This window comes from Bacteroides sp. 44_46, assembly GCF_001915465.1.
Taxonomy (GTDB): domain Bacteria; phylum Bacteroidota; class Bacteroidia; order Bacteroidales; family Bacteroidaceae; genus Bacteroides; species Bacteroides clarus.
This window is the reverse complement of record NZ_MNQO01000013.1, coordinates 191,511-214,804: the sequence shown is the minus strand read 5'-3', so window position 1 is coordinate 214,804 and position 23,294 is coordinate 191,511. Positions and strand designations below refer to the sequence as shown.

Sequence of the window (23,294 nt, the reverse complement as noted above, 5' to 3'; positions counted from 1 at the left end):
TTGTTATCCTGAACTACGATGCGCGTGTCAACGAGCCGCTACGGTAAAGTCGGCAGACAACCCCTCGGCACTGCTTGTTCCTACCCATAACCTGAAGTCACCCGGTTCCACGCCGTAAGTCATGTCATACCCCCAAAAGGCAAGCTCGGAAACAGGCAGGGAGAATGAAACGACCGTAGACTCTCCTGCCTTAAGTGCCACACGGCGAAAAGCCTTGAGTTCCTTTACCGGGCGGGTCACCGAGCCTACCTTATCCTGAATATACAGTTGGACAACTTCCACACCGTCATACCGCCCCGTATTCTTCAAATCCACTGTTACAAGCAGTTCACCGCCTACGGTAAGCATGTCCGAAGCCAACTTCAGATTACTATACTCAAACGTCGTGTAAGACAAGCCGTAACCGAACGGGAACAACGGCGTATCACCTGCATCAAGATAGAATGAACGGCATCCTACGGAAGTCTGTCCCGCCTCAACAGGAATTTCGTCTATCAACATTTCGGTAGGATTGGCAGGACGTCCGGTATTATTATGCGCGTAATACATAGGTAGTTGTCCCGTCATACGCGGGAAAGTAACCGGAGTCTTTGCACTGGGATTGACCTTTCCGAACAGAATGTCGGCAATGGCAGGGCCGCCCATTGTACCCGGGTGGAATAAGTAAAGTACAGCATCCGAAGCCTCCACCTCTTTACCGATAGTGAGCTGGCGACCTGCCATGACTACCGTCACCAACGGCTTGCCGACAGCAGACAATGATTTTATAAGTTCGCTCTGCGCTCCTTGCAGGTCGAGGTTGGCAAGAGAATGCGCTTCACCCGAAAGAATAGACTCCTCTCCTACAAAAACAATTACCGCGTCCGCACGGCGTGCCGCGCTTACGGCTTTCACAATACCGCTCCGGTCCTTGTCGCGGCTATAAGCCAGCGCAGGTTCGAATATGACATTCACCTTGTCGCCGTACATCTCCTTAATGGCTTTCAACGGGGTAACGGTATGTTCCTTTTCGCCGTCGAACACCCATGTTCCCAGTTGCTCGTACGGAGCGTCCGCCATAGGGCCGACGACGGCTATCGTACGTACATTATCCGTCAGCGGAAGCGTCCCGTTACTGTTCTTCAAGAGAATTACCGATTGTTCTACAGCTTCTTTTGCGGCCTTCAGATGTTCCTCCGCGTATTTCACACGTTGCGGTGTAGCGATATAAGGATTATCGAACAAGCCCATACGGAATTTCAGGCGGAGAATATTACGCACCGCATTGTCTATCGCCTGCATGGACACTACATTTTCCTCCAAAGACCGCTTCAGGTTCTTGATAAAGGTCTCGCTCACCATATCCATATCCACCCCGGCATTGACCGACTTCTCGGCGGCATCCTTACCGTCTGCGCAGAAGCCGTGATTTATCATTTCGGCAGCCGAAGCCCAGTCTGTCACTACCATTCCGTCGAACTTCCATTCATCGCGCAGGATGTCTTTCAGCACGAACTTGTTTGCCGTACCCGGCACGCCGTCGTTATCATTGAACGAAGTCATGAAAGTGGCACATCCCGCATCTACTGCGGCCTTGAAAGGGGGAAGATACACATTACGCAACACTCTTTCGGGAACAAACGTAGAATTATAATCCTTACCGCCTTCGGAAGCGCCATAAGCCACAAAGTGCTTTGCACATGCTGCCATTGAAGTAGGGCTGTTCAGTAAGCTTCCCTGAAAGCCCTTTATCATTGCCGTACCCATTACCGAAGTCAGATAAGGGTCTTCTCCGCAACTTTCGGCGATGCGTCCCCAACGCGGGTCGCGTGAAATGTCTATCATAGGCGCAAACGTCCAGCGGATACCATCGGCAGAAGCTTCCACGGCAGCTACACGTGCACCGCGTTCTACTATCTGAGGATTGAATGTGGCAGCTTGCCCCAGCGGAATGGGGAAGATAGTCTTATAGCCATGTATCACATCTCGGGATACCAACAGGGGAATACCCAAACGGGACTCCTCTACCGCCACTCTCTGTATCTTGTTCACCAATGCCGAATCGGTATAGTTCAGTATAGAGCCTACCTCGCCCTTACGTACCTTGCCTGCCAGCTCGTCGAAATCCCACGGGCTTAGCTGGTTCATCTGCCCCAACTTTTCTTCAAGGGTCATCTTGCCGAGCAAGGCTTCCACTTTATTCTCTATTTCCAAGTCGGCATTCGTATTTTTTGTACCGCAAGCTGTCAGCGACAAGGCGGCAACGGCTACGGTAAATAATGTATTGGTCAGTTTCATATATAAAGATTAAAATTTAGTTTACAGCAAGAGTATCTGCCATTAAATTATACGCGGTTACATCAAAAAGCACAAATCGGATAAAAGACTTCACCGGGCACACCATGCCAGTCTTTCTCTGTTCCTGCTTCCATTAGGCACAAACCATGGCCGCCTGTACCATTATAAAAGGTAACGGAAGGAATAGTACCTGACAATTCATCCGCCCCGATTTTCTTCAATGACTTATTGATGCGTTCTTGCCCTGAAGTAGAAGCCTCCTCTGATGCCGCATCTTCCCCCTTGATAAGATATTTAAGTTCATTGAACGAAGGAGCATACCAGGAAGTGGCATTCGGTATGCTTTCCTTATGGTTTGCCAAAGCAGTGAAAGATACCCCCTCTGATGGTGCCAATAAGCCCTGTGTCGCTTTATAGCCGTTGGATACGTCCATACTTGTATAATTGTCCGAATCTATCGCCTGCAAAGCAGCTTCTATCGCATTTACGTCTCCGCTTCCGAAGACTTGCCCCTTCTTCAATGAGACCACCAAACCATGCTTATTTTTATATCCGTCCAAAGTCTCACCGTCCAAATCATTCATTTCCTTAAAGGCATTGAAATCATCATCCAGTATATGGAACACAACACCTTTACATGTCAGTCCGGCAGGAATAGCAGCGGCGTTACCCGGAATGATAACCACATTATTGGTAGCGTCGGATACGCAATAAAAATCACCTGCTGCCACAATTTCCTCATCACCACCCGCCGACGGTATCGTGCACGGGAAGGTATATTGCGTACCGGATACCATAGAAGTAGTGCTGCTTATCGTCTTTGCCGATACGTTGCCCGATATGGTATAGAAATATCTGAATTCGTTCTGCTCCAACTGTACACCATCCTTTATCAGACAAACATAAGTACCGTTTAGAGTAGCCGGAGTGTACATGGCATCACCTATGGATAATCCAACATCGGACATTTCCACATTGTATGTGAACTCCTCCCCGTCCACACCTACAACAGATTCAGCCGAAAGCTCTATCAAAGAAAAAGCGTGCTCGAAGTTGATATCCAGTTCCGGAGCAGGATTGGCAATCTCGCATACCAGCAAATCCATTTGCTTAAAATCGTCTAAAGAGCTTTGATCGGCCTTTATCTCCACTGTATTCTTCAAGGCTTCTAAAGAAACTACATTCGTTGGGAGACTCTCGTTATACGGATAGTAAGCGATAATCTTGCTTATGGCAGAAGTATAATATGCGTCATCACCGCCAACCCAGCCTCCGGCTTCCGTATAGGAGAATGGAACGTTGCCTATCTGTTCATTATCATCTATCAGTATAAGCCCGAGTTTATCATCGTTCTCAAACTTTATGGCATAGCCCGTATAGGATGAACGCGTACTCTGATTTGCTCTAAAACCGGTTTGCTCTACTGTATGGATAATGAGAATGTCATCAGAAGCACCTGTTGCGCTTTCTTCGTCCAAGCCCGGCATATTATCTTGTGCGCAAGCCGAGAGCAGCAATAACACAGATGCCAGTCTGATATATAAATATAGTTGTTTCATAATTGTTTATTTTTAGTGATTGATTAGAAAGTCAGGATAAGACGAACTTTGTTTTTAGCGTCCACCTGCTTATAAAATTCGGTACTGCCTATGGCTCCGTTCGCATTGAAGTTTACAACGTAAGCATTGGTATTCCCGCCATCGAATGAACTATCCCAATAAGTACCGTTCAACGGAATGTAATTGAGGTATGAAGTATTCGCAAGAACAGCTAAGTCCTTCAACTGTGTGTGAGAAGGCAAATACCAACCGGATGTATTCTCCGGTGCATCCTTACTGGTAGAAGCCGATGCCGCCGGCACTTCTATCCTTTTTTCCTTAGCTTTCGCTATAAGATATTTCGTATTAGGATATCCCAAATACTTAGTGGTTTTTCCATCTCCTACTCCATTCTCCGGATAGTCATCCCCGGATAAACCTTCACTATCAGTTCCTGTTCGCCATTGGAAGGTATCATCTTCATCATTTACCTCATCCTTTAAAGCCACTACATAGCCGCGGATATTGTCTTCAAGTTTTGAACCTGCATAATTTGCAATATCATCCGTAGCATGCTTGCCTACCTTATATATTATACCTATTGCATTCTCTTTAGGCTCCGCACCGAAATTTCCGTCATCATAGAAGTAATAACCTATTTCCATATACTCCTCAGTGTATGCCAACTTTATGTCTGAACGGATATTGCTGAAAGTGAACTTAACCTTACCTTGCTCTGTATCTTCTACCGTACGTACCCGGTCACATAAACCTTCGAAATTGATACCGCCGCTCGGTTTACTCTCCTTATAAGTTATGGAGAAACTATTATCAGTATTGATTATAAAGCCTTCATCATCCAAGCCATCATATCCATAACCATCCATTTCTTTTATTTCTTCAGGAATCACAACCTTAAAATTAGCATCCACAATATCACCACCATCGATATTCCCATTGCTCCAACCTATTTCACCGGACTCCATATCCACTTTCAATCCCTGTTTGCTGACCGATAAGTAATACCGCTGCCATACATTAGGCAGCAAGTCACCCGTCTTCTTCGCCACATCGTTCGCATCGTCCTTGCTCGGGGTATACGTATATACGTCTCCTCCGATTTCTATCCGTATCAGAGGTTTTCCCCACATATCACCCGACACCAGCATGGCTTCTCCGTTTCTGTAATATTCTCCTCTCGTATTGTGAGTAGCAATCAGTTGGTCTGCCTCGCCTACCGGTGTCACCTCACCATCCGTGTACATTACCGCTCCATAGCCTACAAACGAAATCTTCGCGTTGTTCACCTCTTCTTCCGTGTACCCTTCAAACTTCTGAAGCTCCCACCACATCCGGGTCATCCGGTGCTTAAACACAAGGCGCATATTCTTGGAATTGACTTTGGCGGTACTTACCAGCAAATCGCAGTCAAAGAGTTTCTTCTCCGTAGTCTGGTCTGTCAGGTCTATCGGTTCATCGGTAAGCGGGCTCCATGCCAACACGTCGTAGCTTGTTCCGTCCCACACATAAGGCGTATCCTCGGTAGACATTTTTCCATCGGCTGCCACTTTGTAGGTTTTCACGGTTTCGCCTACTTTTATGCCTACCAGTTCGTCACCGTCCCATTGATTATTTGTTATTCTGCTTACCGCCTTGCCTATCTGGGCGGAGAAAACGATGTCACCTCTCTCCCGGCTGTTATCCAATCCGGTTTCATCCGCGCACGAAACGAGCACAAGGGACATAACCGCCATAAGTCCTATATAACAGTTGTGTATATTTATTAGATTCATAATTCTGATTCTTTAAAAGTAGATTGACAAATTAATTAAGGTCGGGCTCTAAAAGTCCTTTGTCGGAGTCTGCTCCGTTAAAGTCCCAGCTTCCTATCGTTCCGTTGGAAGAAACGTCGCCTCCCGCGGCACCGGGTTGTTCGGGACTTGTCGACTTGCGGTACACCCTTACATAATCCACATACATGCTTTGGGGAAATACGGTGTCTTCCGTAGGATTGCCGCCGAAAGTTCCTCCTACCGCCACATTCAGGATAATGAAGAACGGGTGGTCGAACACCCATTCGCCATCGGTTACATCAACAGCCTTTACTCTTTTATAAAGCACATTATCCACAAAGAAGTCTATTTTAGTCTCATCCCATTCTGCCGCAAACACATGGAAGTCGGTGTCAAACCGCTGTTTCTCGTATCCAAACGTCTGGGTTATGGCGTTTCCCGCCGAATGCCCCGGAAGATGCAAGGCGCTCGATACGATATTGGGCTGGTATCCCTTGTTCTCCATAATATCTATCTCGCCGCATGCAGGCCATTCGTCCGTAGCGTAGTTGGCGCCCAGCAACCAGAATGCAGGCCAGATGCCCGGACCGTACGGCAACATCAGACGCGCTTCAAAGCGTCCGTATTTCTGTTCGAACAGTCCTTCCGTCTTAATTCTGGCGGAAGAATACGTTATCCCCTCATAGTTGTCCTCCAATGCGGTTATCTTCAGGCATCCCAGGTTGTTGTAAGTTGCATAAGAGGCGTTCTCTACTCTGTCGGTGTAGTTTTGCAGTTCCTGGTTGCCGTTTCCCGTAACGCCCGTTTCGTGCACCCATTTCGAAGGATCGGGTTTACCGTCTTCGGTCGGCGTATCAAATTCATCCGACCAGGAAAGTACCCATTCCGTACGCTCGATGATTTCCTCATCCTTTTCGCAGCTACCCAGCAACAATGATAAGGAAATGGTAAATAAGCCCAATAATACGATTCTATAATGTTTCATAAGTCATCATCTTTAATAAAAATAAATATTATCCAAAAGAATGTTCTTGGTATTACTGTCACATCCCAGAACCAGTTGCGTTATCTGCTTGCCCGCATCGTTCAGCGGAATATCGAGCGAAAGCCATTGCCCCGCTTTGAAATCGGGATGCGTGGCCTTTGTAGCCAAATAGACAATATTGTTATTGCTGTTACTTTCGTGTATCTCGACTTTGAATTCAGAGCCTGTACCTATCTCGTCCATGCTCAATACATCCAAATGAAGATGTGTCATCGCCGAGCAATCGGCAACCGAATTGAATACGATGCCCACAAAGTTCAGATTGCTGTAATATCCGATATGATTGTCGCCGGTATCCATATCCTCATACTCCGCTGTGGAGTACTGCCACCGGGGATTCCAGTTGGCGGTAATCTTGTTCCTATAAGAATCGCTGAACAAAGAGAGTACTTCCGATTCATTTCTTTCGGGCGTAGGAGCGAAATCATAACAGTGCAGTTTTATCTGTCCGCCCGCCTCTTTCAAAGAAATAACCGCCTCTCCGCTTTTATGAACCGTTATGGCGTTATCTGCCACAGAAGCCACATCCGGGTCGGAAGATTCGAAGGTGAAGAACTTCGAGGAAACCTGCATCGTCTGGTTTACTCCATTCGGCAGGTTTATGGTTTCCGTAAGTGTCCCTATATTCACTTTTCCGGGGAAGCCGGGTCGTTCCACATCCTCTATATGGGCATGAGCCAACGTACCGAGGTATTCAAACTTAACCTCATCAATCCATATCGTATAGCCCTCGCCATCCACCGCGCCGGCGGAATAATAGAACAAGCCTTTTTCCGAAAGCAGCTTCGCCGCGTTGGGAATAGGAATAATAACCTTGTTCCAGTTGGCATTCAGCTTTACGTCCTGTAATCCTATCAAATAGTCTTCCGTGTCATAATTTCCTATCCCGACTTCCATTTTAGCCGGCACGGAAGATTTGGCATAGAATGTCAACGCGTCATACTCCGAAAGATTTCTGCCGGTAGAAGAATAGAAGACACCTCCCGCATAGTTGCCCATCGGGTCGCTCGGAACAGGCACTTCCACTCTTATAGATGTAGTACCGCTGTATTTGGTATCCGTATCCGTATCGAAATTTGTCACTTTTCCCCATGCCTGATACTGCAAATCGGACGAGAATCCGTCGATAAATACCTCCGACAGATTGGGGTAAGTCGCCAACACATCCGTATCTATCTCCCTTGTGCATCCGGACAGCGAAAGCACAGCCACCGCAACCAGAAGTTTGGCTGATATATTGTTTTTGTATTTCATAAGTATCGTATTTATTTATCCGTTGATTAGAAAAGACTGAATGCTATGTAAGTTCTCACTTCCCATTCGTTGCCGCGTCCCGCACCGATGATATCCGTACTCGACTCAAAGCCGCCTACTCCGTCCGCAACATATCCGGCGACATAGCGGGGAGAGTATTGGTCCAATGTCCTGTACGTACCTCTGATACCCACACGGGTAGACAACTTGCCAAGCCATTTAGGCTGCGCGAGGTTGGTGGACAAGTCCAGCATACCCTGGAAAGGGAAAGTCAGGTTAAAATCCTTGTGGTAGTCATAAGGCCCCCAGTCGTTGAACTTTGCCTCCATGTTCAGTCTTAATTTCTTATAAATCATTCTCACTTCGGCACCGGCCCTTCTGATAAGGCGCGCATCGTCTCCATTAGCCTGACCCGTTCCGTAGTATGCGCTTCCTATTATTCCGAAATCATTGGTGATGCGCGAAGTTATTTTAAGGTTCGTTTCCCAGAGATCGTGCGCCGGGGCAGCTCCCCCAAAGGCAAAAGTGGAACGTCCGTTAGCCTGTATACCTATCGCCGCATCCTGTGAAGTGGGATGATGACGGTAAATAAAGCCCAATGAAGCGGCAAACGGAGCATCTTCGTTGTTCTCATTCTCCCAGTCGTACATCCATGTGGCGGGTGTAGGGTCGTAGGTCAACAGAAGCTCGCCCGCAGTCGTTTCCCTGTTATCTCTCACGGCAAAGGGGTCATCGAGGATATTTCTGGGTCGGCCGGGAGCATTCACGCCATTAGGCATCGGGCCTACAAGCGGTTTCTGCCATAAGAAATTAGGCGCTATCTGGAAATTGCCTATATTATAGGTAAAACCCGCAAGAACATTGGACTGGTTTCCGCTGCCGCTATCTTTCAGCCGCCACCCGGTAAGCGTACGGGTATAGTCCGTTCCGCCTTCGGCCACCAATCCCATTATCGCACCCTGCGCATAGGCGTTGAACCGGCCGCCGCTATAAGTAAGCTTCAGCTTGCCGCCAAACGTATCGGAGGTCTTCACTACGTCCGAATAGACAACGGCATCCGCCTTATCTTCCTTGGTAGCCTGAAATGTACGTCCCACCAACGTCGTTCCCGACCATAAACCGCCGGCCACGATGTTGAAACGTCCGAATGTCCGCCCTACCATAAGGGAAGCCCTGGTGTTCTTGGGCGAAGGAATGGCGTATGACGTAGTAGAGCCTCTGCGTTGCGATAAGTCGTAATGGAAAATACCGGCTACATCGAACTTGCCTATATTCCGTTGATACTTGACGAGCAAAGCCGGGTTCGCTCCCCACCACAATTCCGGACCGAAGGCCGCTTTAAAGCCTTTAAAGAATCCCTTACCTTCGATTTCCGTCCCGAAAGGGGCTTCACCGCCATAAATGTCCATATTGTCGCCATAATTGGCTTCCGGATAAAACCCGAAGAAGTCTCCTTCGTATCCCCAATGATAGTGCCCCTTGCGGAAGAATGTTTTCAGGTTAAAGAGTTTGCCGTTCCAGTCAAAGCCCGCGCTATAAAGTTTAAACCGTTCCAACGGACCTAAATCCACATACTCGCCGTTTCCGTCCACTATATATCTGGAACGTCCCCTGTTCTCATAGAATATCTCATCTATCGGGTTCTCGGCTACATTTCCCAGAAAGTTTACGGTAACCTCCGCCTGCACATTCTCCGTCGGATTCGAAGCGACGCCTACATAGAAAGACTCCGTATGGTCGAAACCTTTAAAAGCGGGAAATTCGGTAGGAACATCCGGTTTGGAGCTTGGAGTAGTCGTGTGCGTCCCTCCCGTATTGTAAGTCGAAAATTCTCCTCTAAGCTCGCTGAGCCGTATCAACCGGGTGGTTTCACCCTGCAAGGCAGCCTTGTCGCTACGGGCGGATAAGACAGAAGACATTACGTTTATATCGGAAAACTTATTCAGGATTGAGGAAGTATTGGTTCCCGAAACATAAGGATTAATCTTATGTATATCTCGCAGCACATAGTATGCGGCACGCGGATAAAGCTCGTATATCCCCCTGTTGTCAGGCGTTCCTTTGGCGCATATGCCAAACCACTCCTCATTCATATTGTTTTCTCCCTCCACGTGGTCGAACAAATATCCGCCGTTGCTCCACGAAGCCTCGGTATCGTGTACATCCAGATTGGTCGTCTGCCCTGATTTCCACCATCCGTCGGCAAACTGGAAGGTAAAACCGCCGATGGAGTTATTGTTGTTGCCTACTCCGGCCGCATTCAGATATATCTCCGCCCAGTTTTTGAACAATATATCCGCCTGTTCCTTTTGGGCTTCTTTCATCGTTACGGCATTGAAGGCGTCCGAACCGAACTCGGTAAACAGTACCGGCTTTCCATATTCCGCCTTTACCCTGCTGAACAAATCACCGAAAGAGTCGCCGCGATAGCAGTTCACGCCAAAGATATCAACATCCTTGCACTCCCGGGCTATGATGTCGAGGAACAAAAGGTCGCCGTTACAAATGGCTATGGGATAGGATGCGTTCATCTTCTTCATTTCTACCGCCGCCTCATTAAACAATTTATAGAGATGAATTGCCTGAATGGTAGATTTGCGGTCTTCCACCGGAATATCTTCGGTTTCGGCTCCCTGCCAGAACAAACCGTAGTTGTTTTCATTACCGAGCAGATAGAGGAGCAATCCCGGTGTATTATCATATTCTTTCACCAGTTCCTTGGCCTCATCCAACAGGACTTTCCGCACTTCAGGCAAAGAATAGTCGGTATTGCTCATCCACGCGCCGTTCAGCGTCACTCCATAACGTCCGAAAGAACTGTATATCATGGTATAGATACCGTATTTCTCATAAATATATTGTATCCACCTGGCAGGTACACCCATATGCTGCCTGATGGCGTTTACTCCCATATTCTTCAATAAAGACATGTCGATATCCAACGCGGCTTTAATCACGTCGTCCGGTCTGGTCCATAAAGAATACGAATAGTTGGTCCCTATCGGGAAGTAATCCCAGTTCATGCCATTCACCATAAAAGGCTTGCCGCCTACAAGCAGTTTAGCTCCCGTATGGTCGTTCAATACAGAAACTTTCTCCTGCTGTGCCCGCAGAGGACCTGCCAGAAGAATTAATAAAGATAATAATAATGCATTTTTCATAATTAGTAAAAAGATAACAAATTAGCACTCTGTGAATTGTTTTTTTCTTGTCTCATAAATTAAATTTAAAAGGTAACACTATTTTTAATTTTCTGAAACAAAGGTAACATGGCAGTACATACCATGTATGCGCAAGTAAGCAATAGAAGTAAATAAGCGTTAATATCACTTCACTGATTACCAGCAACATAACAAACACAAAGAGTAAACTTTTTCCGATGATAAATGATAAAGACACCTTTCCTATTTCTGCATTTTCCCTAACAAATGCACTCTTTCGGCAAATTCGTCTTTAGGGATAGCCGCCTTATTCCGGGTCTTCAGCCGATTGTTATAAACCGTCTGCGGAGAGCAATGGAGAAACTCCGCAATCTTTACACTGTCGTTTATTCCGAGCCGGACGAGAGCATATATTCTCAACTCCGTATTCAGGAGTTCGCCTTCTTTCAGGACAATTCTTTCTTCATCACGCAAAAGAGAATTGAAGTCCTCCACAAAATCCGGATATACATGAAGAAAAATAGCGTCGAAGCTATGGTAAAACTCTTTCAGTTCCCCCTGTACAATGGTATTGCCCGAAACCAGTGATTTTATATCATCTATTTGACCTGCTTTAAGCTTCCTGCCGATGTTTTTCCTATACTCCTCGAGTTTGGTGATATAATTGGAGCATAGAGAAAACACATATCCTATGTATTCCTCTTTTACATAATTGGATTCCAGCAACCTGTTATTACTTTCCTTCAACCGCTCGTTTATCTCGCTGAGCTCCTTGTTTACATCCGCCAGCATCCTGTGGGCATCGGAAAGTTCTCCAACGTGCAAGTTAAGAAGCCGGTTCGCTTCATCCAGTTTTTTGCGGGAACGCGACAATTTCCCGAATTGAAGGCAGATGAACAATACGGATACGAACAGAACGACGGACAAGATGCTGACAATGCGGAGCGACTTACGCAATTTGCCTTCCTGCATTTCATTCCTTTGGCTGTAAGCATGCTGAAGTTTGTCCATTACCGCCGAAATATTTATCACACGTACCCTGTTGGGATATAACAAGGCCGCCTTCAGGCAATGGCTTATATAGACATACCCCCTGTCTATGTCTCCTTGCAGGTAAAGCATATTGGAGAGTTCTTCCAAAGAAGCTATATCGCGGTTACAGTTTTTTATATCCGCTATCGCCGAGCAGGCCAGATACTTTTCGTAATTATATTCATCGCCCTCATTATAATACATAACGGCAAGCGCATAGGCGTTGATAGCGTCAGTCCGGGTGGCAAGCAACGACTTATCCACTATCTCCTTTAGCTTCGCTTTTATGCTGTCGCCTTCCGCGGAACGGGGATACTCCTTGTGCAGCGATGCGCAAAAGCTATAATACGAAGGATGTTCAGGCGTAATGTGATGCTTGGCCTCATGCTTTAATTCCGTTTCAAGAGTATGATAAGAGTTTACCAGTTCCAGACGGCTCCCGATAAATTGCACCAGGTGCGAGTACAAGTATATTTTCGTATCATAATATTGAAATATCGTCTCCTCACCCAGCGAAGCCATGTCCACATGTTGCAGCTCCTTTTCGGCTTCGTGCAGCAGACCTTGAGCCGTAAGAAGAAAAACTTTATTCAATATCCACTCCTGCTTCTTGTCTTTCCGCCCCAACAAACCCGCTATCTCTATATTATCATCCACATACGCCATAGCCGAATCTGCATTATAGACAAAATATTCATCATACAACATTTTGTTAATCCACAGTTTGTCTTCCAGTTTCAATGCCGAAGCCCGCTTGCCCTGCAGTTCTTCTATCCTTTCTTCTTTCTCCAAAACATACTTTCCGCTGTTTGCCAATACCGAATCCAGTCTGGCAAGCAGCAAACTCATTTCGTTACTTCTGGAATAAAGCGTTCCAGAGACGACAAGCAATAACAATAGTGCCGATATCCTTCTCATCATAAAAAAATGTATCACATTAATTTACATCTATCTTATATTATATTTTACTATAATGAACAAAAGTACAAAAAATAATATTAACAACAAGCAGACCATTTATACAACCCTCTATTCGCCGATGTAACATTTCTGTAACATATATGACATTTCCTTGCAACACGAAAAACGTTCCTTTGCAGCCGGAAATAAAATACATGTTATGGAAACTATCTACTTATGCATTGTCATCTTCCTGTTCGTCCTCGCGGTCTTCGACCTTGTGGTGGGTGTCAGTAATGATGCGGTTAACTTTCTACAATCTGCTGTCGGAGCAAAAGCAGCATCGTTCAAGACCATACTGTTCATAGCGGGTATCGGCGTATTTATCGGCGCCGCCCTATCCAACGGTATGATGGACATCGCCCGCCACGGTATCTACCAGCCGGAGCATTTCTATTTCGCGGAAATCATGTGTATCCTGTTGGCCGTGATGCTGACGGACGTGGTGCTGTTGGATGTATTCAACACCATGGGAATGCCGACATCCACTACCGTGTCCATGGTCTTTGAATTGTTGGGCGGTACGTTCGCCCTCGCGCTTATCAAAGTGTACGGCAGCGACACTCTCGGACTGGGAGACCTTATCAACACCGACAAGGCATTGTCCGTCATCATGGCTATATTCGTGTCGGTAGCCATCGCTTTCTTCTTCGGTATGCTGGTACAATGGCTGGCGCGTATAGTCTTTACCTTCAACTACACCGGGAAGATGAAGTACAGCATCGGTATCTTCGGCGGTATCGCGGCTACTTCCATCGTCTACTTCATGCTGATAAAAGGCTTGAAGGACAGCTCGTTCATGACACCGGAAAACAAGCACTGGATACAAGACAACACCGCCATGCTTATCGGCTGTTTCTTCGTATTCTTTACCATATTGATGCAGGTGCTGCATTGGTGCAAAGTAAATGTGTTCAAGATAATCGTGCTCTTGGGAACTTTCGCCCTTGCCCTCGCCTTTGCCGGCAACGACTTGGTGAACTTTATCGGTGTGCCTCTCGCCGGTTACTCCTCTTTCATCGACTATACCGCCAACGGCACTGCTGCCGGACCCGACGGCTTCCTGATGACCTCGCTGCTCGGCCCCGCCAAAACGCCGTGGTATTTCCTTATCGGCGCGGGCGTCATCATGGTATATGCGCTGTGCACATCCAAAAAAGCCCATAATGTAATCAAAACTTCCGTAGACCTTTCCCGTCAGGATGAAGGTGAAGAAAGCTTCGGCAGCACCCCCATAGCACGTACATTGGTACGTTTCAGCATGACGGTGGCCAACGGGCTTTCCAAGGTAATGCCCGAAAGCGGCAAACGCTGGGTTGCCACCCGTTTCCAAAAGGACGAAGCCATTATCGCGGACGGTGCGGCATTCGACTTGGTACGCGCTTCCGTCAATCTGGTACTCGCCGGCCTGCTGATTGCCTTGGGTACTTCACTGAAACTTCCGCTCTCCACCACTTACGTCACTTTCATGGTGGCTATGGGTACCTCGCTCGCCGACCGTGCCTGGGGACGCGACTCCGCCGTATTCCGTATCACCGGTGTGCTGAGCGTTATCGGCGGTTGGTTCATTACTGCCGGAGCGGCGTTCACCATCTGTTTCTTCGTTACTTTCGTCATCTATTTCGGCGGAACAATCGCTATCGTCGCCCTTATCGGCCTGGCCGTATTCATGCTGATACGCAGCCAGGTAATGTACAAGAAGCGTAAAGAGAAAGAAAAAGGCAACGCCACCATCAAGCAACTGATGCAGAGCACGGACAATATGGAGATTCTGGAACTATTGCGCAAGCATACCCGTGAGGAACTTGGCAGAATACTGGAATTCACCGAAGATAATTTTGAACGTACGGTTACCGCCTTCCTGCACGAAAACCTGCGCGGATTGCGTCGTGCAATGGGTTCCGTGAAGTTCGAGAAGCAATTGGTAAAACAGATGAAGCGTACCGGAACGCTCGCCATGTGCCGCCTGGACAACAATACCGTTCTCGAAAAGGGACTTTATTACTATCAGGGCAATGACTTCGCCAGTGAGTTGGTATACAGTGTAGGACGTCTTTGCGAACCGTGTCTGGAACACATTGACAACAACTTCAAACCGCTCGATACAATCCAGAAAGGCGAATTCGCAGACGTAACGGAAGATATCGTGTACCTGCTTCAAGTCTGCCGTCACAAGCTGGAGAATAACGATTACAGCAACTTCGAGGAAGATATACACAAAGCCAACGAGCTGAACGGCCAGCTTGCCCACCTGAAACGTGAAGAATTGCAGCGTATTCAAAGCCAATCCGGCAGCATCAAGGTCAGCATGGTATATCTGACGATGATACAGGAAGCGCAGAATATAGTGACCTACTCCATCAACCTGATGAAGGTGAGCAGAAAGTTCCAGGCGGAAGAGTAGCCAAAGCGGCCAAGAGAGTATATCAAAATGAAAATCGCTCCGTCCAGAATGACGGAATGATAACCGAAACCCGTTCAGTTCGTCCCGTGAGATGTTTTATTTCGTCTTACGGGACGATTTATTCTATCCCGCAAGACGAATGTCTTCATCCCGTGAAAGGAATATTTCCGTCCTGCGGAACGAATATCTTTATGCTGCGGAGCAGACTCATTTTTTTCGTAAAAAGGGACAAACAGAACAAGTATTATATATTATTTTTACCCAATAAAACCCGCTTTAGGGTTCAGAAGGTTCAAAGGTTCACTATGACCCTATTTGGCGGCCCCTTTTGAAGACATTTATTTGATTTACAATATATTGACTATTTCAACAATCCCTAATTCAATCAATTTCCGTTCTCATGCGGATTTACCGCATTGTAAGGATATATCCATTACCGCCGATTGTAGGATATACACAAAAAGGATAATCAGCAGGATATAGTAAAAAAACAAGTCATTCCATACTTGCTTGGAAGTGATTTTCGGGGGGTAAAGGGGTTCAAAGTGAACCTGACCCCGAAATGAACCCTAAAGCCTCGGACATACCGATAAAAACGCAAGATAAAGCACTAATTACCAAATAGATGGGCTACATCCGCCGTTTTATCTTTTCACCACTCATTTTCCCGGATTTCCCGTGATTTTCTCCTTCTCCGGTAAACGCCATGTTAAGAAAAAACATGTCAAAGCCTATTTCAGTCCCATCTTTTCCGCCCGTTGCAGCATAAACGCGCGGGCGGCTTCGTACTCATTGGGAATGATGCCGTCCAATATGGCGTCCTTGATGGCGCTTTTCAATGCCCCGACTTGCCGGCAGGGCGGCAGATTGAATGTTTTCATAATCTCCTCACCACTGACAGGGGGCTGGAAATTGCGGATACGGTCGCGTTCTTCCAAGTCTTTCAGTTTCTGGCGCACCAGTTGGAAGTTGTTCAGGAAGCGTTGTTTGCGCTCCATGTTCTTGGAAGTGATATCGGCCTCGCACAGCGTCATAAGGTCGTCTATATCGTCTCCCGCCTCAAACAGCAAACGGCGGACGGCGGAGTCGGTCACCACATCGTCCGCTATCACGATGGGACGCATGTGCAGCCCCACCAGTTTCTGCACATATTTCATCTTCTCGTTCATGGGAAGCTTCATTCTCCGAAAGATGTCGGGTATCATCTTCTCGCCGATGAAATTATGGTTGTGGAATGTCCATCCGGCACGGGGTTCCCAACGTTTGGTCGACGGTTTGGCTATATCGTGCAGCAGAGCCGCCCAACGCAGCCAGAGGTTACCGGTCTTTTTGCTGATGTTATCGAGCACTTCGAGCGTATGGTAGAAATTATCCTTATGCGCTCTGCCATTGCGGGTTTCAACGCCTTGCAGGGCAACCAGCTCCGGGAAGATAAGTTGCAACAGGCCGGAACGGTCTAAGTCGATAAATCCTTTGGACGGAACGGGAGACAGCAATATCTTGTTCAGTTCATCCGCAATGCGCTCTCTGGATATGATGGAGATGCGTTCTTTGTTACGGCACAAAGATTCAAAGGTATCATCATCGATGTAGAAATTCAGTTGGGTGGCAAAACGGATGCAACGCATCATGCGCAAGGGATCGTCACTGAAAGTAATGTCCGGGTCGAGCGGCGTGCGGATGGTTTTCTCCCTCATGTCCGCCATTCCGCCAAAAGGGTCTGCCAATTCTCCATAGCGTTCCCGGTTCAGGCACACCGCCAAGGCATTGATGGTAAAATCCCGACGGTTCTGGTCGTCTTCCAACGAGCCGTCCTCTACAATCGGCTTACGCGAGTCGTGCGTGTAGGACTCTTTACGCGCCCCCACGAACTCCACTTCCGTGCCGTGATACTTTAACTGCGCCGTACCGAAATTCTTGAAAACAGAAAGGTGGGCGCCGCGTCCCAAACGCTTGGCAAGCGCCTCGGCCATCGCAATGCCGCTGCCCACCACCACCACATCGATATCTTTGGAAGGGCGTTGCAGGAATATGTCGCGCACGTAGCCGCCGACTACGTAACACTCCAGCCCCAACTCATCCGCCGTTTCGGAAATCCGCTTAAATATGTTGTCACTGAAACGCTGCTTCAGTTCTTCTGTCGTCAATTCAATCATTTGCCAATAAATCATTTTGAGGGTGCAAAGATACGGATATTATTTTTTATTTTTGTCCCCACTAACATCAAGAATGAAAATTATGAAGAAAGCAGTGTTCCTTGCGTGCCTCTGCTGCACGCTCTTCTCTTGCAGCAATGTGGAGAAAAAAGCAGGCGAGAAACTCCGGGCAGCCCGCGAAGCGTTTCAACGCGGAGATTACAGCGAAGCGAAGATACAGATTGACAGCATCAAGATACTCTATCCGAAAGCTTTTGAAACACGGCGCGAGGGTATCGGGCTTATGCAACAGGTGGAGCTGAAAGAGCAGGAGAAAACACTTGTCTACCTCGACAGCATGCTCCAAGACAAGCAAAAAGAAGTGGACGCCCTCAAGAAGAATTATACTTTCGAGAAAGACGCCGAATATCAACGGACAGGCAATTACCTGCATCCCTCTCAAGTGATAGAAAAGAACCTGCACCGCTCTTACCTGCGTTTCCAAGTAGATGAAACAGGGGTTATGAGCATGACTTCCATCTATTGCGGTCCGCACAACATTCATCACTTAGCCGTAAAAGTTACCGCGCCCGACGGCAGCTTTGCCGAAACTCCGGCTTCCAAAGACAGCTATGAAACGGCCGATTTGGGAGAGAAGATAGAAAAAGCGGATTATAAGTTGGGAGAAGACGGCAATGTAATCGCTTTCCTCAACCTGAACAAAGACAAGAACATACGTGTCAACTATCTTGGCGAACGCTCCTATGCCACTGTCATGACACCGAACGACCGCAAGGCGGTGGCGGCTGTTTATGAACTGGCGCAGTTACTGTCTTCCATTACGGAAATCAAGAGAGAGATGGAAGAAGCCAACCTGAAGATTGAGTTCGTGAAACGCAAGATACAGGAAAGAGCAAGCAAAGATATAAAATAACGCTTCGAGCATAGTTGATGACAGCCCGTTACGCAAAACACAGTGAAGCGTCTACTCCCCGCTCATAAAGAGGGCAGATGCTTCATTGCGTTCCGCCCCCTCTCTTATAAATGAGGATTCGCATTCGTCTCCTTTTCCGGAATGGCATATAGATAATACACACTGTTCGGTACAAACTTCGTTCCGTCGGGGAAGGAAGTAAACCAATGGCCTTCGGGATTATATTCTTTATAAGTATCGCCTTGCTGCCAGCAATCGTATTTCCGCTCCGCTTCCTCTTTCGTCAACGGTACACGCTCTACGGAACGTTGCGTACGGAGAATATCGGTAATGCCGAATCCCTCACCCCACAGTTCGCGCCGGCGTTCCAGCAAAATATCATCGATAAGCCGGTCTTGCGTCTTCCCCGTCAGGTCATAGCCGGCAAGTCCGCGGGCATTGCGTAATGTGTTCAACGGTTTCAAGGCGTCCTCCAACCGTCCCTCGCGAGCCAGCGCTTCCGCCGCTATCAGATACATCTCGGCGGAACGCATCACGACAATATCACCGGTCTGGTCGGCGCGGATACGGAACTTGCGATAACCCAAATAACCTTCACGCATCCACTGGAACAAATCCAGGCGAATATCCCCCGCTTCGAAAGTGTCCTTGAAGTGCGGGTCGGCCATGAAGCTGTTATATGCGTCGGGCGTCACCACATCGATATAATAGAAATTATAGCTGGCATCGGACTGGCTTACGGACTGAGGATGTCCCCACATCCACTCGGTATTGGATATATCGTTAAAGCCCATATACGTTTTGGAGCCCGTCATCAAAGCATATCCATCGGCAGCCTCAAGAGCAGCCCCGGCTGCTTCGCCCCATTGTCCGGTAAGCAAATACGCACGTGCCAGCAATCCGTTGACGACGCTTGAATCCGGTTTGAACTTGGAATTGTCGTCCGGACGGACATACCCTTCAAGAAGCTCCTTGGCCTTATTCAGGTCTTTGAATATCTGCGTATATATCTCTTCCAGGGTAGCCTTCCCTTTAGGCTCTGTCGTAGAGGCGGTAGGCTCCGTATAAAGCGGAACAGCCGGCGCGGCAGGGTCTTTCAGGTAAGTAAACTGGTAGTGCTGAGCCAGATGCAGATAACAGAAAGCCCGCAAAGCATAGGCTTGCCCCTGTGAATGACGGAAATCGGCCGTATCATCGTCACCGGTGGCGGTAATGGAAATGGCCGTATTGCAATTGTCTATGGTTTTGTACATCAGATACCAGGCAAATGCGGTACGGTTGTTGGCAGGCATACCCACATCGTTAAACTGATAGGACGAGTTGAAGCCGTACATCGGACGCGACACCACATCGTCCGCCATCATATCGTCCTGCAGCATCAGGGCGCGATAACCGATATTGGCATAGGTGCTGCTGTACTCGAATAGGTTATACCACGCGCCGTTAAATATCCGACCGGCATTGGAAGGCACGGGGACGATACCCGAATCTACGGCGTCCGTAGGTTTGTTATCGAGAAAATCTCCGCCGCACGAAGACAGGACGGATAATAATCCCAGTGTAAAGACTGCTATATTTTTAATTGAAGTATTCATGTGAACAAGTGATTTAGAATGAAACATTAAGTCCGCCCGAAATGGAACGCATGGCAGGATAACGGTAATAAGTCAGTCCTGTAATACCCTGTTCCGGGTCCATTCCCTGATTCTTGGAGAAAGTCAGCAGATTGTCCGCCTGCACAAAGAGCTGCAGACTGCTGAGGCTGATTTTCTTTATCAACGGCTGCGGGAAGTTATAAGACAGCGTAATGTTCTTCATCCGCAGGTACGAGTTGTTGAACAGGTTACGGGTAGAGTTGGAGTTCCAGTTATTGGACACCGTTTTCAAGGCCGGCACGTCCGTATCACGGTTCTCCGGTGTCCAACGTTTCAGTATCTCGGTAGACCAGGCGCGTCCGGGATTGCTTCCATTGCTCCACAGCATCGTAACGTCACGGTCTACGATATAGCCGCCTATACTGTACGCGAAGATGGCGGACAACTCAAAGCCTTTGTATGAGAACGCCGTATTGAAACCGCCGTAAACTTTGGGAAGCGAGGACTTATCCACGTAATAATAATCCGCCTGAGCGTAATCGTTGGTAGTAGTGCGCCCGGTAACATTACCCTGCGCGTCCTTTACATTCCTGTACCACAACGGATCACCGTTATCAGGGTCTACCCCTGCCCATTCGCGCAGATAGAAATCGTAAACCGAACGTCCCTCTTTCAAACGGGTAACCCCTGTAACAGGCATGTCTTTCAACGGTAGGTCGGTCACGACATTCTTGTAGTGCGTAAGGTTGACGCCCATACGCCACATAAAATCACGGGTGTGTATGAGCGTTCCTTTAAGGTCTATCTCAAAGCCCGTATTCTTCAATGCGCCTATATTCTCATCCATCGAGGTATAACCCAGGGAAGTTGCCAAAGGACGGGAATACAGCAGGTCTTTGGAACGGCGCTGGAAGAAATCGAACGAACCGGAGAAACGGTTGTCGAACAATGAGAAATCAATGCCTACATTGAGGTTGAGATTAGTCTCCCATTTCAAGGCGGGCGTTGCAAGGCGGTCGGACACCAAAGCGTTCTCACCCGCTTGCGAAACGATGGAATACAGTCCGCTGCTGGCATAGTAAGTGCCCAGATTGTCATTGCCTTGCGCTCCGTAGCTGGCCTTTAAGGTCAGGGCGGAGAGCCAGTCGGTGGCGCTCTGCATGAATTCTTCGCGGTCTATGCGCCACGAAGCTCCCAATGACCAGAAGTTGCCCCAGCGTGTGCCCGGCGCGAAACGCGAAGAACCGTCGCGACGGTAGGAAGCGGAGAAGAAATACTTGCTCCGGTAGTCGTACCGGGTATTAATAAGATAGCCCAACAGTGAATAGTCAATGCGATACCCCGTACCTGCGGTTACAAGCGAACCGACGGCCAACTCCGGCATATCGGGCACAGCCATGTTGCTGCGTGCGGCCTGTAACACATCATAACGGTAAGAGTAAGCCTCTTGTCCGGCAAGGATATTGAAATGATGCTCGCCGACAGTCTTATCGTAAGTCACAATATTATTCCATGTCCAGGAGAAAGTGCGGGTATATTCGCGGCTTGCTCCGCCACCCGTATTGACCGCAGGGCCAATTTTGGGGTTGGTATAATCCAGCGTATTGTAATCTATCAGGTCGAAGTTGAAGCTGGTCTTGAAATTCAATCCTTCCAGGAAAGTGACCTCAAGGAAGGTACGTCCGGAGAACTCATCCCGCATACGCTCGGATTTATCATTGGGCAAGGTTGCGGGCAGGTTCCAGTTGGCCGTGGCTCCTGACGGCCGGTAGGAACCGAAATCGTAAATCCGCTTTCCTTCCGAGTCGAGCTTGTATGTGCCGTTGGCGTTCATCTCGTAAACAGGGTAGAAATCGGGCATTAGACGTCCGGCATTGATGACATTGCTTGTCTTGGTATCGGACGACACCGGATAATTCTGTATGGAGTGGGCGTAGCTCATGTTCACGCCGCCACGCAACCAACCGGTTATCTCGCTCGAGATATTGGAACGCAGGTTGAAACGTTGGTAACCGGATTCAAGGGCAATACCCTTGTCATTCAGATAACCGGCCGAGAAATAGTACTGATTGGTCTTTCCGCCTCCGGAAACATTCAATCCGATTTCCGTACGCAACGCCTGTTGCTCCATTTCTTTCTGCCAGTCCACATTCCAAAGCGGAGTAGCTCCGGCAAGCAGCTTGCCGTCCGTGCCCACCGGTTGCGGATAGTTGGGGCCATAAGGGTTAGGTCCACCGCCCATCAACTTGCCCACCAGGTCTTTAGAAGCCTGTGCGGCTGCGGTCTGCGGAGTATATTTATCCGTGTTCAGAGCATATTGGTTGCGCAATGCTTCCCAATAGAGCTCAAAGTACTGATCGGTACCGACACGGTCGTAATCGCGGATAGCCCGGTTGGAGCCGCCGAAGCTGGCATTGACGCTGACCGTGGTTTTCGAGTCGGTCTGTCCCTGCTTGGTGGTGATGATGATGACACCGTTGGCCCCACGCGAACCGTAGAGGGCTGCCGAAGCGGCGTCTTTCAAAACCGTCAACGAGGCTATATCTTCCGGATTAATGGAGTTGATGCTGCCGTCGAAAGGTACGCCGTCCACCACATAAAGCGGAGCGCTCGAAGCATTGATAGAGCCGATGCCGCGAATACGTATTTCCGCATCCGTACCCGGCTGGCCGCTGGGCGCGCTTGCCTGAAGTCCGGACACCGTTCCCTCGAGCGCACGCGACACGTTGGATACCTGCATCTTGGCTATTTCGCTCCCCTTGACCGTGGAAGCCGCTCCCGTGAAGCTATACTTCTTGGCAGTGGCGTAAGCCACCACCATTACCTCATCCAGTTGTTCACTGTCCGGAATCAGTTCCGCATTAATGACCGAACGCCCATTGACTTTTTGTTCGGTGGTTTTCAGCCCGATGAAGCTAAAGACCAGTGTAGCGTCCGCCGGTACGGTAAGGGTATATTTTCCATCGACGTCGGTTACCGTTCCGTTGTGAGTTCCTTTCACCAATACCGATGCTCCCGGCAAAGGTTCCCCTTCCGACATCACAACGCCCGATACACGGATATCGCCGCCCGGAGCGGCATATAACGTCACCACGAAGAGTATAAACAGTGAGGTTAAGAAAAAGCGCAGTTTACTATTCATTCCGTTAAAGTTTGGTTAGACTTC

Annotated in this window: 12 protein-coding genes; 2 read left to right on the top strand and 10 right to left on the bottom strand. The window is 48.3% G+C overall.

Annotation, left to right across the window (positions count from 1 at the left end):
• Positions 1-27: 27 nt before the first annotated feature.
• The 7 genes from BHV73_RS06060 to BHV73_RS06030 all read right to left on the bottom strand — a co-directional run bounded on the left by BHV73_RS06060 (position 28) and on the right by BHV73_RS06030 (position 13,021).
• Positions 28-2,277: a glycoside hydrolase family 3 N-terminal domain-containing protein gene (locus BHV73_RS06060; protein WP_281960306.1), complete on the bottom strand. Its 2,250-nt coding sequence runs from the start codon at positions 2,275-2,277 to the stop codon at positions 28-30.
• Positions 2,278-2,339: 62 nt separating this feature from the next.
• Complete coding sequence (locus BHV73_RS06055; protein WP_281960307.1) at positions 2,340-3,836, bottom strand: fimbrillin family protein; 1,497 nt, start codon at positions 3,834-3,836, stop codon at positions 2,340-2,342.
• Between the two features lie 23 nt (positions 3,837-3,859).
• A complete protein-coding gene (locus tag BHV73_RS06050) occupies positions 3,860-5,608 on the bottom strand; it encodes a fimbrillin family protein (RefSeq protein WP_281960308.1) in 1,749 nt (582 codons plus the stop codon).
• A 31-nt stretch (positions 5,609-5,639) separates the two neighbouring features.
• Positions 5,640-6,593: a glycoside hydrolase family 16 protein gene (locus BHV73_RS06045; protein ID WP_281960309.1), complete on the bottom strand. Its 954-nt coding sequence runs from the start codon at positions 6,591-6,593 to the stop codon at positions 5,640-5,642.
• Positions 6,594-6,605: 12 nt separating this feature from the next.
• The gene (locus tag BHV73_RS06040; RefSeq protein ID WP_281960310.1) at positions 6,606-7,907 is read right to left on the bottom strand and encodes a carbohydrate binding domain-containing protein; all 1,302 of its coding nucleotides are present in this window, start codon (positions 7,905-7,907) and stop codon (positions 6,606-6,608) included.
• A 26-nt stretch (positions 7,908-7,933) separates the two neighbouring features.
• Positions 7,934-11,068: a glycoside hydrolase family 2 TIM barrel-domain containing protein gene (locus BHV73_RS06035; protein ID WP_195501316.1), complete on the bottom strand. Its 3,135-nt coding sequence runs from the start codon at positions 11,066-11,068 to the stop codon at positions 7,934-7,936.
• A 243-nt stretch (positions 11,069-11,311) separates the two neighbouring features.
• Positions 11,312-13,021, bottom strand: coding sequence for a DUF6377 domain-containing protein (locus BHV73_RS06030; protein ID WP_039951125.1), 1,710 nt, complete (start codon positions 13,019-13,021; stop codon positions 11,312-11,314).
• Positions 13,022-13,220: 199 nt separating this feature from the next.
• Here BHV73_RS06030 and BHV73_RS06025 point away from each other — a divergent pair, with 199 nt between their 5' ends.
• A complete protein-coding gene (locus tag BHV73_RS06025; RefSeq protein ID WP_286737362.1) occupies positions 13,221-15,464 on the top strand; it encodes an inorganic phosphate transporter in 2,244 nt (747 codons plus the stop codon).
• Between the two features lie 731 nt (positions 15,465-16,195).
• On the opposite strand, the gene BHV73_RS06020 is transcribed toward BHV73_RS06025, so the two are convergent.
• Complete coding sequence (locus BHV73_RS06020; protein WP_195620786.1) at positions 16,196-17,620, bottom strand: CCA tRNA nucleotidyltransferase; 1,425 nt, start codon at positions 17,618-17,620, stop codon at positions 16,196-16,198.
• Between the two features lie 82 nt (positions 17,621-17,702).
• Here BHV73_RS06020 and BHV73_RS06015 point away from each other — a divergent pair, with 82 nt between their 5' ends.
• Entirely contained in the window at positions 17,703-18,533 is an 831-nt protein-coding gene (locus BHV73_RS06015; protein WP_181986711.1) for an outer membrane protein assembly factor BamD, read from the top strand.
• A gap of 104 nt (positions 18,534-18,637) precedes the next feature.
• Here BHV73_RS06015 and BHV73_RS06010 read toward each other — a convergent pair whose 3' ends face one another.
• Positions 18,638-20,128 carry a RagB/SusD family nutrient uptake outer membrane protein gene (locus tag BHV73_RS06010; protein ID WP_286737360.1) on the bottom strand — a complete coding sequence of 497 codons (1,491 nt, stop codon included), beginning with the start codon at positions 20,126-20,128 and terminating at the stop codon, positions 18,638-18,640.
• A gap of 13 nt (positions 20,129-20,141) precedes the next feature.
• Complete coding sequence (locus tag BHV73_RS06005; protein WP_286737359.1) at positions 20,142-23,270, bottom strand: SusC/RagA family TonB-linked outer membrane protein; 3,129 nt, start codon at positions 23,268-23,270, stop codon at positions 20,142-20,144.
• Between the last annotated feature and the right edge of the window lie 24 nt (positions 23,271-23,294).